This window comes from Quyinboa mangrovi (assembly GCF_042219825.1).
GTDB lineage: Bacteria > Bacteroidota > Bacteroidia > Bacteroidales > UBA5342 > JBHJHP01.
Map to the genome: position 1 here is coordinate 1 of NZ_JBHJHQ010000065.1, position 739 is coordinate 739.

A 739-nucleotide genomic window follows, 5' to 3' on the forward strand; every position below is an offset into this window, starting at 1 on the left:
GTATGCCGTCGTTTTCGGCTTGACAGTCTCCACTTCGTGGGACAGTCAACCGCACGACACCATACCGCGGGAACGTTGTACCTCATTTTAGAAAAGACTTTTTAATGAAGATTATTCTCTATTTTATCATATTGGTTTTATCAATTCCAGCATTTGCTCAAATTGATACTATTGAGTCAGATTTTAATTATACCATCACACGATATTCAAAAATGCCTTCATTCCCTGGAGGATATAGTCAATTAAAGAAATTTATAAATACATATGCGATTTATACTGAAAAAGCTAGATTTGACAGCACTGAAGGTAAAGTAATAGTCTCATTTATCGTAGACGAGAAAGGTAAAATTAAAAATATCAAAATTTTAAAAGGTTTACACAATGATATTGACAGCATTGTAATAAACCTTGTTAAACATATGCCAGTCTGGGAGCCAGCAGAACGTTATATAAATAAGGTCAGTTGTAAATATCTTTTACCTATTGATTTCAAATTAGAAAATACACAAGTTAGAGAAAATGCAAAACCTTCAAAATATTGGTCTAGAAGAGGTAAAAAAGAACTATCAAGACTACTTCAAAAAAAATACAAAATGACTGAAGATGAGTTTAATTGTTGGTATAGATTTATCTATTGTAACTATAATTCTTTAAAGATTAAAGATATAATTCTTGATGAATTGATTGAGAATTTTAGCTGTGAATAAAAACGAGGTACAACACGCGGTCATAGTGCATG

The 739-nt window shown here is 31.3% G+C and carries 1 protein-coding gene; it reads left to right on the forward strand.

Features of this window, described 5'->3' with window-relative positions; translation table 11 throughout:
• Positions 1–104 precede the first annotated feature (104 nt).
• A complete protein-coding gene (locus ACE1ET_RS20585; protein ID WP_375730312.1) occupies positions 105–707 on the forward strand; it encodes an energy transducer TonB in 603 nt (200 codons plus the stop codon).
• The last annotated feature ends 32 nt before the right edge of the window (positions 708–739 follow it).

What these genes read in the sequence shown, in the direction of transcription:
- ACE1ET_RS20585 (WP_375730312.1), top strand. Translation starts at nt 105, where the DNA reads ATGAAGATTATTCTCTATTTTATCATATTGGTTTTATCAATTCCAGCA.